The sequence below is a fragment of the Stenotrophomonas sp. STEN087 genome (assembly GCF_056759115.1).
The window spans coordinates 1-2500 of the sequence record NZ_JBRRCR010000149.1 but is presented as its reverse complement, the minus strand read 5'-3'; the positions used below and the strand labels follow the sequence as shown (position 1 = coordinate 2500).

The following is a 2500-nucleotide window of genomic DNA, read 5'->3' as shown; positions in this document are numbered from 1 at the left end:
AAACCGAGTCTGATAAGGGCGCATAGTCGCGGGCAGTAGACCCGAAACCGGGTGATCTAGTCATGGCCAGGGTGAAGGTGCCGTAACAGGTACTGGAGGCCCGAACCCACGTCTGTTGCAAAAGACGGGGATGAGCTGTGATTAGGAGTGAAAAGCTAATCGAACCCGGAGATAGCTGGTTCTCCTCGAAAGCTATTTAGGTAGCGCCTCATATGTATCCTCTCGGGGGTAGAGCACTGTTATGGCTAGGGGGTCATCGCGACTTACCAAACCATTGCAAACTCCGAATACCGAGACGGACTGTATGGGAGACACACGGCGGGTGCTAACGTCCGTCGTGAAAAGGGAAACAACCCAGACCCACAGCTAAGGTCCCAAATTCACTGCTAAGTGGAAAACCATGTGGAAAGGCACAGACAGCCAGGAGGTTGGCTTAGAAGCAGCCACCCTTTAAAGAAAGCGTAATAGCTCACTGGTCGAGTCGGTCTGCGGGGAAGATTTAACGGGGCTAAGCAGTGAACCGAAGCTTGGGGTGCATAACTTTGTTATGCGCGGTAGAGGAGCGTTCCGTAAGCCGTTGAAGGTGGATTGAGAAGTCTGCTGGAGGTATCGGAAGTGCGAATGCTGACATGAGTAACGATAATGCGGGTGAAAAACCCGCACGCCGAAAGCCCAAGGTTTCCTTGCGCAACGTTAATCGGCGCAGGGTGAGTCGGCCCCTAAGGCGAGGACGAAAGTCGTAGTCGATGGGAAGCAGGTTAATATTCCTGCACCTCGCGTAAGTGCGATGGAGGGACGGAGAAGGTTAGGTGTACCAGGCGTTGGTTGTCCTGGGGAAAGGCGGTAGGTTTGGATCTTTGGCAAATCCGGGATCCTTCAAGACCGAGCACCGAGACGAGCCTTTATGGCGAAGTCACTGATACCACGCTTCCAGGAAAAGCTCCTAAGCTTCAGCTTACGCAGACCGTACCGTAAACCGACACAGGTGGGTAGGATGAGAATTCTCAGGCGCTTGAGAGAACTCGGGTGAAGGAACTAGGCAACATGGCACCGTAACTTCGGGAGAAGGTGCACCCTTTTTGGTGGCTCGTGCGAGCTATAGCTGAAGAGGGTCGCAGTAACCAGGCCGCTGCGACTGTTTATCAAAAACACAGCACTCTGCAAACACGAAAGTGGACGTATAGGGTGTGACGCCTGCCCGGTGCTGGAAGGTTAATTGATGGGGTCAGCCGCAAGGCGAAGCTCTTGATCGAAGCCCCAGTAAACGGCGGCCGTAACTATAACGGTCCTAAGGTAGCGAAATTCCTTGTCGGGTAAGTTCCGACCTGCACGAATGGCGTAACGACAGCGGCGCTGTCTCCACCCGAGACTCAGTGAAATTGAAATCGCTGTGAAGATGCAGCGTTCCCGTGGCAAGACGGAAAGACCCCGTGAACCTTTACTATAGCTTTACACTGAACGTTGAGTTCGTCTGTGTAGGATAGGTGGGAGGCTATGAAACTGTGGCGCTAGCTGCAGTGGAGCCATCCTTGAAATACCACCCTGTCGTGCTTGACGTTCTAACCTGGGCCCATTATCTGGGTCGGGGACCGTGTATGGTGGGTAGTTTGACTGGGGCGGTCTCCTCCTAAAGAGTAACGGAGGAGCTCGAAGGTACGCTCAGCGCGGTCGGACATCGCGCACTGTGTGCAAAGGCATAAGCGTGCTTGACTGCAAGATCGACGGATCAAGCAGGTAGGAAACTAGGACTTAGTGATCCGGTGGTTCTGTATGGAAGGGCCATCGCTCAACGGATAAAAGGTACTCCGGGGATAACAGGCTGATACCGCCCAAGAGTTCATATCGACGGCGGTGTTTGGCACCTCGATGTCGGCTCATCACATCCTGGGGCTGTAGTCGGTCCCAAGGGTATGGCTGTTCGCCATTTAAAGTGGTACGCGAGCTGGGTTCAGAACGTCGTGAGACAGTTCGGTCCCTATCTGCCATGGGCGTTGGAGATTTGAGAGGGGCTGCTCCTAGTACGAGAGGACCGGAGTGGACGAACCTCTGGTGTTCCGGTTGTCACGCCAGTGGCATTGCCGGGTAGCTATGTTCGGAAGCGATAACCGCTGAAAGCATCTAAGCGGGAAGCGCGCCTCAAGATGAGATCTCCCGGGGCACAAGCCCCCTGAAGGAACCATATAGACTATGTGGTTGATAGGTCAGGTGTGTAAGTACAGCAATGTATTGAGCTAACTGATACTAATGATCCGTGTGGCTTGACCATATAACCTCAAGTTGCCTTGGCTTTACGACAACGTCGTAAGAGCATCCAAGTGCACGCTACGTCACAAGAACTATGCGAGGCTGGCGCCTTGTCCCCCCGGGACGAGTGCGACTCTCCAAAAGCCTCCCTGGTGAAATTAGCGCTGTGGAACCACCCGATCCCATCCCGAACTCGGAAGTGAAACGCAGCTGCGCCGATGGTAGTGTGGCTCAAGCCATGCGAGAGTAGGTCATC

Annotated in this window: 2 rRNA genes (1 of these 2 cut by a window edge); both read left to right on the top strand. The window is 54.0% G+C overall.

The features are described from left to right. A 23S ribosomal RNA gene (locus ACVOK1_RS20170) occupies positions 1-2266 on the top strand; it begins 614 nt to the left of the window's first position. Between the two features lie 126 nt (positions 2267-2392). Then, positions 2393-2500, top strand: a 5S ribosomal RNA gene (gene rrf, locus ACVOK1_RS20165); the annotation flags it as partial.